The organism is Tropicimonas sp. (genome assembly GCF_047971885.1).
Lineage (GTDB): Bacteria > Pseudomonadota > Alphaproteobacteria > Rhodobacterales > Rhodobacteraceae > Tropicimonas.
On record NZ_JBKEAE010000012.1, the window covers coordinates 1 to 6,772 of the forward strand.

7 protein-coding genes are annotated in these 6,772 nt (G+C 63.9%); 3 read left to right on the plus strand and 4 right to left on the minus strand.

Annotation, left to right across the window (positions count from 1 at the left end):
* The 4 genes from ACK5IR_RS01250 to ACK5IR_RS01265 all read right to left on the minus strand — a co-directional run.
* A partial coding sequence (locus ACK5IR_RS01250; protein WP_416925114.1) for a large ribosomal subunit protein uL22 occupies positions 1 to 167 on the minus strand: 167 nt, incomplete at its 3' end.
* 6 nt (positions 168 to 173) lie between these two features.
* On the minus strand, positions 174 to 452 hold the full coding sequence (rpsS, locus tag ACK5IR_RS01255) for a 30S ribosomal protein S19 (protein ID WP_416925102.1): 279 nt from the start codon (positions 450 to 452) through the stop codon (positions 174 to 176).
* A gap of 3 nt (positions 453 to 455) precedes the next feature.
* On the minus strand, positions 456 to 1,298 hold the full coding sequence (rplB, locus tag ACK5IR_RS01260; RefSeq protein WP_416925104.1) for a 50S ribosomal protein L2: 843 nt from the start codon (positions 1,296 to 1,298) through the stop codon (positions 456 to 458).
* Between the two features lie 320 nt (positions 1,299 to 1,618).
* Positions 1,619 to 2,617, minus strand: a complete 999-nt coding sequence (locus tag ACK5IR_RS01265) for a serine hydrolase domain-containing protein (protein ID WP_416925106.1) — start codon at positions 2,615 to 2,617, stop codon at positions 1,619 to 1,621.
* Positions 2,618 to 2,899: 282 nt separating this feature from the next.
* On the opposite strand from ACK5IR_RS01265, the gene ACK5IR_RS01270 reads away from it, so the two are divergent.
* From ACK5IR_RS01270 to ACK5IR_RS01280, 3 genes are all read left to right on the plus strand, one after another.
* Positions 2,900 to 3,748, plus strand: a complete 849-nt coding sequence (locus ACK5IR_RS01270; protein ID WP_416925108.1) for a substrate-binding periplasmic protein — start codon at positions 2,900 to 2,902, stop codon at positions 3,746 to 3,748.
* A gap of 132 nt (positions 3,749 to 3,880) precedes the next feature.
* Entirely contained in the window at positions 3,881 to 6,262 is a 2,382-nt protein-coding gene (locus tag ACK5IR_RS01275; protein ID WP_416925110.1) for an ATP-binding protein, read from the plus strand.
* Between the two features lie 244 nt (positions 6,263 to 6,506).
* The coding region (locus tag ACK5IR_RS01280; RefSeq protein ID WP_416925112.1) for a LacI family DNA-binding transcriptional regulator at positions 6,507 to 6,772 on the plus strand (266 nt) is incomplete at its 3' end.

Here is a 6,772-nt window from a genome sequence, read left to right on the forward strand (position 1 = left end):
GCGATCCGGCGCTTGGAGAAGGTCAGGTCCGTCAGGGCCTTCTCGACCTTCTTGCCGCGGATCATCGCCGCAACGAGGTTCAGCTTCTGCGGCGAGGTGCGCAGCATGCGGACCTTGGCCATCGCTTCGTTGTCCGCCACGCGGCGGGGATTCTTATCCTTGCCCATGGTGGATTACTTCCTCTTGGCTTTCTTGTCCGCCGCGTGACCGTAATAGGTCCGGGTCGGCGCGTATTCACCGAATTTCTGGCCGATCATGTCCTCGGAGACGGAAACGGGGATATGTTTCTTGCCGTTGTAGACACCGAAGGTGAGGCCGACGAATTGCGGCAGGATGGTGGAGCGGCGCGACCAGATCTTGATGACCTCGTTGCGGCCGGATTCGCGGGATTTTTCCGCCTTCTTCAACACGTAGCTGTCGACGAAGGGGCCTTTCCAGACGGAACGTGCCATGTGTTAGCGACCCTTCTTCTTGGCGTGGCGCGAACGCAGAATGTACTTCTGCGAGTCCTTGTTGGTGTCCCGCGTACGGGCGCCCTTGGTCGGCTTGCCCCACGGGGTCACCGGGTGACGACCGCCCGAGGTCCGGCCTTCACCGCCACCATGGGGGTGATCGATCGGGTTCATGACGACGCCGCGCACCGACGGGCGCTTGCCCTGATGGCGGGTGCGGCCGGCCTTGCCGAAGTTCTGGTTCGAGTTGTCGGGGTTCGACACCGCGCCGATGGTCGCCATGCATTCCTGACGCACCATGCGCAGCTCGCCCGAGCTGAGGCGAATCTGGGCGTAGCCGCCATCGCGGCCGACGAACTGGGCATAGGTGCCCGCAGCGCGAGCGATCTGGCCGCCCTTGCCGGGCTTCATCTCGATATTGTGGACGATCGTGCCGATCGGCATGCCCGAAAACGGCATCGCGTTGCCGGGCTTCACGTCGACCCTGGCGCCGGCAATGACCTGATCGCCCACCGCCAGACGTTGCGGCGCCAGAATATAGGCCTGCGTGCCGTCCTCGTATTTGATCAGCGCGATAAAGGCGGTCCGGTTCGGATCGTATTCGATCCGCTCGACGGTTGCCGCCACGTCGAACTTGTTGCGTTTGAAATCGACGATGCGGTAGAGGCGTTTCGCCCCGCCACCACGGCGCCGTGCGGTAATGCGTCCGGTGTTGTTCCGGCCGCCCTTTTTTGTCAGACCCTCGGTGAGGGATTTGACGGGGCGTCCTTTCCACAGCTCCGAACGGTCGATCAGCACCAGCCCGCGCTGGCCCGGCGTCGTCGGCTTGTACGACTTGAGTGCCATGCTTTCTGTCTTCCGTCAGCTTTGCAGGGCTTGGCGCCCCGCTATGTATGGGCCTTTCGGCCGGGTAAAGGGCCCTTTGCGAGGTCCCCAGGATGATGTTCTCGCGAACAAAGCCAAAGCCCCGGACGCATCCGGGGCTCGGCGGATGGGCTCTCTTATGAGAGAGGCCGGAGCGGGTCAAGCGATTCCCGGTTGGGTACAAACGGTTTCAGCCCGTCATCCCGGAGGTTTGCCAACATCGGTGCACGCCTTCAACGGGATAATCGTTTGCTTCCTGTCTGGCGACCTTTGCAAGCGGATCAGTAGAATATGACTCTATATCAGTAGGTTGAAACGATATCGCCTGCGAGGTTGCGCAGGTCCCCGAAATATCCGTCGCCTCGTGCCGGGCGGTTGAGGTCCGACAGGATGGTGATCGTCAGGCGCCGGTCCGGCACGACGACGAGCATCTGCCCGCCATAGCCTCGTGCATACACCGCCTGTGTGCCGCCGAACCGGGTCAGGAACCAGCCGTAGCCATAGGCGTCGCCGGAAAAGGGCGAGCGCGTGCGCGGCCGGAAGGACGTATCGAGCCAGCCCTCGCCCACCACCCGCCGGCCATCGATCTGGCCGCGGTTCAGGACCATGTCCCCGATCCGTGCGAGATCCAGCGGGCTGATCGCCATGTCGTTGCCGCCGAGGAACCGCCCCTGCGGGTCCGTGATCCATGGCGGGATCCGGATGTCGAGCGGATCGCCGAGCCACCCTTGGGCGAGCGCGTGCAGGCTCTCCCCCGATGACCGCGCCAGCGCCGCGCCAAGGACATGCCAGCCGCCGGTGGAATAGATGAACCGCCCGCCGGGCGGGCTGTCTGCCGGGCGTGACAGCACATATTCGACCCAATCGCCGCTCGAAACCCAGGCGCCGTAATTCGGCCCCGAGGTGCTTTCCAGCCCCGCCTGCATGCTCAGCAGGTTGCCAATCGTGAGCGCGTCCCGCTGATCGCCGGTCGCCGGATGCCCGAGAAGCGGCAGGATGCGCTGGTCGGGACCGGTAAGAATGCCCTTGTCGATGGCGATTCCGGTCAGCAGCGCGACGATGGTCTTGGACACCGATTTGACATTCGCCGGCTGCTCCAGTGACCAGCCGCGAAAGGCTTCGGCAATGCGCGTCTGCCCGTCCTGCCGGACGATCAGTGCGTGCAACTGCTCAAGGCCGGCGGCTGTTGCCAGAACGTCGCTTGGGCGGCTCTGCGCCTCCGCGCCGCGCCCGGCGAAAGCGCCCGCCAAGGCCGCCGCCGTGCCCTGCAACACCGCACGGCGTTCGAAGTTGAATGTCATGGCCGGCATCCTTTTTCCAGCAATTCCTTCAGATCTCGGATCCCGGGCGGGATATTCAAGGACCGGAGGCATCATTTGCCGGCGCAGTCGATTCCCTTGACAGAAGTGCCGAAAAACCTGCCGAATGGACCATGATGAAGTTCACCCGGGCTCGCTTCCGCTCGTATTCGGGCGCCTGCGCGATCGCGGTCACCCTCCATCGCACGAATCGTCGACCGGCGGGTGGGACCAGATCGTCTTGTCGTCCAATGGCACGCTACCCGGTGGATATCGGAGGGTGTGATGAAACGCAGGGATTTTCTGTCCACGGCAACAACCTGTGCATTGGCGGCGCCGTTTCTGGCGCGTGCCTCTCCGGGGCAGACCGTCCTGATCCAGCGCACGCTGGATGCCCCACCCCGCTGCGTCGCGCTCGGGAACGGGAAGTGGACCGGTTTCGAAATCGAGGCGTCGCGCATGCTTTGCGACAGGGTCGGCGTGACGCTGCTGCCCATGGAGGAATATCTCGTCTGGTCGCGCGCGCTGAAAATGATCGAGACCGGCGATATCCACTTGCTGGCGAACGTGACCTGGCGGGCCGAGCGGGCGGAATACATGGATTTCATCGGCCCCTATGCCATGGCCGACATCTATATCGTCGTCCGCAAGGAAAATGCCGATACCCCCTTCGAGACGCTGGACGATTTCACTGTCGGAGACCGGATGTTCGAACGCGTCTCGGCCTCCGCCATCGACCCCGAATTCGACAGGCGGTTCGAGTCCGATCCGGACTTTGCGGCGCATTTCATCGGAACGGTGTCGTCCGGGTCATTGCAGAGCATGGGGCATGTCGAGGCATTGGGGAACCGCGTCGCGACCGGACGGGTCTTTGGCGCGATAACCGACTGGTACAGCTACAGGGCGCTTCAGCAGATGAAGGCGGCAGATCTGACTTTCGATCCCGCCGAACTGACGGGCGTTCCGGCAGCGCTGTTCGAACCGGCGACCAACTACCTGACGGCCAGCAGACATGTCGATTTGGGATTGCGTGACGATCTGCGATCCGCCTATCGGGAATCGCGCGAGGACGGGTCGTTCGACAGGATCTGGAGGGAGTGGTATGGTGACCGGCAGATGCCCCCGGCAACCTGACCGCCAGATTTCCGGCGATGTGGGAATCACCCATTCCGGCCGCTCCGGGTCGCGGCATCCGCCACCGGCTCCTGTTGCCCGGTCGCTTCGCCGCGTCGCTGCGATGAACGCCGCGGGAAAGGTATCCCGCAAATGACCGGCGCGGCCCGCCCCCCGCCCGACAGTGGGCGCCATCCGCCCATTCCCAGCGTCAACCGCATCTTTCGCCTGACATCGGCACTGGTTGCGGGCCTGACCGTCATCGTGCTTGTCATCACGGTGTTCGTTGCCGCAAGGGCGCTGTACCGGTGGGAACTGCAGACGATCGATGCCGTTCTGGTCGGCGTGAACGGCCCTGCCAAGCTGGCCATAGAATATCTCGACCGGACACAGGCGCAGAACGTCACCGATGGCCTGCTGAACTCGCCGGGAATTTTCTACGCCAGCCTGCGCGACGATTTCGGCGACGAGATGGCGCTGTCGCAGCGGCCGCCGCCGCCAACTTCCTGGGTCATCGACCTGTTACAGGCGATCTGGGGGGAATCGACGCACGAGATGACACGCGCGATCGAGGTTTCTTCCGGACGCAGGGGAGAGCTTTCCGTCGATGTCATGCTCGGCGAGACGACGGGCAGCCTGATCCAGACCAGCCTTCTGGCGATCCTGCTTCAGGCAGCCCTGGTCATCGTGCTGGTGTGGGCGTCCATCTACTGGGCTGCCGCCCTGCCGCTGGTCTCGGGGCTGCGAACGCTTTCGGGCTGGATCGGGCGCAGCAGCCGGGAGGAACTGGTCCCCTTGCCCCCCCCCGAGAGCTTCCGGTTCAGCGAAATCCATGACAGCGGCCTCTTCATCCACTCGATCATCCGGGATCTGCTGGCGCAACGGCGCGATCTTGCCCGGACAGTCGGGCGGCTCGAGGAACAGATCACCCTGAACGAACAATACATCGGTATCATCGAACAGATACTGTTCCTGACCAACAAGACGGCGCTTCATATTTCGCCGGCGGGCCACCTGACATGGTACAACCGCAACGAACCGTTTCTGGGTTTTCTGGGTGACATCGCGACCGGGAAATTCGACTTCGGCCTGCGGGCGCTGGCCGACCGGCTGGAGGCTTTGCCGGAGGTTCGACGGGTCACGCGCAGGGCCACGCGCCGGACGGCGCCCGACGGGCACGGGCACAACCTGTTCGACATCGATGTCGAACTGAAAAACGGCCGGATTCTGGAACTGATCGGTATCGACCTCGGCGATGGCGGGCAGGCGCTGATGATATCGGACGAAACGCAGGCACGCGCTTTCGCACAGGACATGTTCCAGAAGCAGAAGCTCGAATCGCTGGGTGTCCTTACCAGTGGCGTCGCCCATGACATGAACAATATTCTGGCAATTCTGGCCGGGACCATCGAACTGGAACTGACCGGCAGTCCGGCACCCCAGACCGAGCGGAACCTGACCATGGCGCTGGCCGCCGTCGATCAGGGCAGATCGGTTGTCCGCACGTTGCTGACCTTCTCGCGCAAGACCAGGGCCGAGGTAAGTATCGAGAGCGCCACCGGGATTCTGCACGATCTGCAGGTGATCCTGAAGGGCAAGATCGGCGGCGAGATCGGGGTGACCTGCCGGATCGAAGCCCGCGATGCCCATGTCAGCGTCGATCGTCCGCGGCTGACCAACGCCCTGCTCAACCTGGCAATCAATGCCCGCGACGCGATCGGTGAAAGGGGGCATATCGGGCTGACACTGCGCAACGCGGCAGCGGAGGACGATCTGCCCGCAGGCGCCACCGACAGCCGCGATTTCGTGATCTTTGCTGTCGAGGATGACGGTCCGGGGATCCCCGAACATCTGCGCCAGAGCATCATGGATCCGTTCTTCACCACGAAATCGGCGGACAAGGGAACAGGGCTTGGACTGACGCTGGCCTATAACGTTGCCGAGGAATTCGGCGGCAAGCTCTCGTTCCGCAGCGAACCCGGACATGGCGCCTGTTTCATGATCGCCCTGCCGCGCGCCGCTGCCGGTTCCCGGGTGCGGGATGCGGGGGGGCGGACATCCCGGAACGTCGCGCGGGAGCCGGGCAGGACGCTGCTGCTGGTCGATGACGAACCGCGCCTGGGCGAGATCGCGCGCAGCTATCTGGAAGGGCGGGGCTATCGCGTGACAATCGCCGCATCGGTCGCAGGGGCGGCGCGCGAACTGCGGAAGGCCGGTGCCTTCGATATCGTGGTTACCGATCTTGGCCTGGGCGACGGAACCGGAACCGAGATCGCCCGGATGGTCAGGGCGGGCGAGCACGACAGCACGGTCATCCTCATCAGCGGCAACATGGATTACGGCGTTCCCGACGGGACCGGCGAACTGTTCGACGGCAGTCTTGAAAAGCCCTTTGCGTGGTCGGAACTGGACAAGCTCATACAGGGACTTTCCGCAAGCGATGCAGCCGCGCGTGCGCGCCGGCGCGGAGCCGGCTCACGTCAGGTGCCATCGGACGATCCGCCATCAGGTCCTGAAGATTTGCCAGATTCGTGAGGTTCGGCCTGCCGACAAAGCCGGGGCGCGAAGCGCGGGTTGCCCGGTGGCTGGCGAATACCCCGCCGCGAGGTCCGGCAAGGGATCGCTGCATGGCCGCGGAACCATCACTTTCGTCGATACGCTGACAACCCGCCGCTCTCGACAGGTCCTCGGGGCGATTGACAGGCTCCCGCGATTCGCGATATGACACCAGTGTCATGACATCGGTGTCATATCGCGATTTCATGATTGGGGGAGGCAGATGACGACTATCTACGACGTGGCAAAAGCGGCGGGCGTGTCTCCCAAAACCGTCTCGCGGGTTCTCAACGGCGATGCGCCGGTCAACGAGAAGACCCGGGCGACCGTCATGAAGGCCATGGACAGGCTCGGATACGTCCCCTCGCAGGCGGCGCGCATGATGCGGTCGAACCGTTCGGGCATCGTCGGGCTGATCACCGGCGCGATCTCGCGCACGCCGGAATCGACCGAAGCCACCGGCCTGCCCGACCTGCTGATCGTTCAGGC

Coding starts and splice junctions, on each gene's coding strand:
- rplB (WP_416925104.1), bottom strand. CDS start 1,298: ATGGCACTCAAGTCGTACAAGCCGACGACGCCGGGCCAGCGCGGGCTG.
- ACK5IR_RS01275 (WP_416925110.1), top strand. CDS start 3,881: ATGACCGGCGCGGCCCGCCCCCCGCCCGACAGTGGGCGCCATCCGCCC.
- ACK5IR_RS01270 (WP_416925108.1), top strand. CDS start 2,900: ATGAAACGCAGGGATTTTCTGTCCACGGCAACAACCTGTGCATTGGCG.
- ACK5IR_RS01265 (WP_416925106.1), bottom strand. CDS start 2,617: ATGACATTCAACTTCGAACGCCGTGCGGTGTTGCAGGGCACGGCGGCG.
- rpsS (WP_416925102.1), bottom strand. CDS start 452: ATGGCACGTTCCGTCTGGAAAGGCCCCTTCGTCGACAGCTACGTGTTG.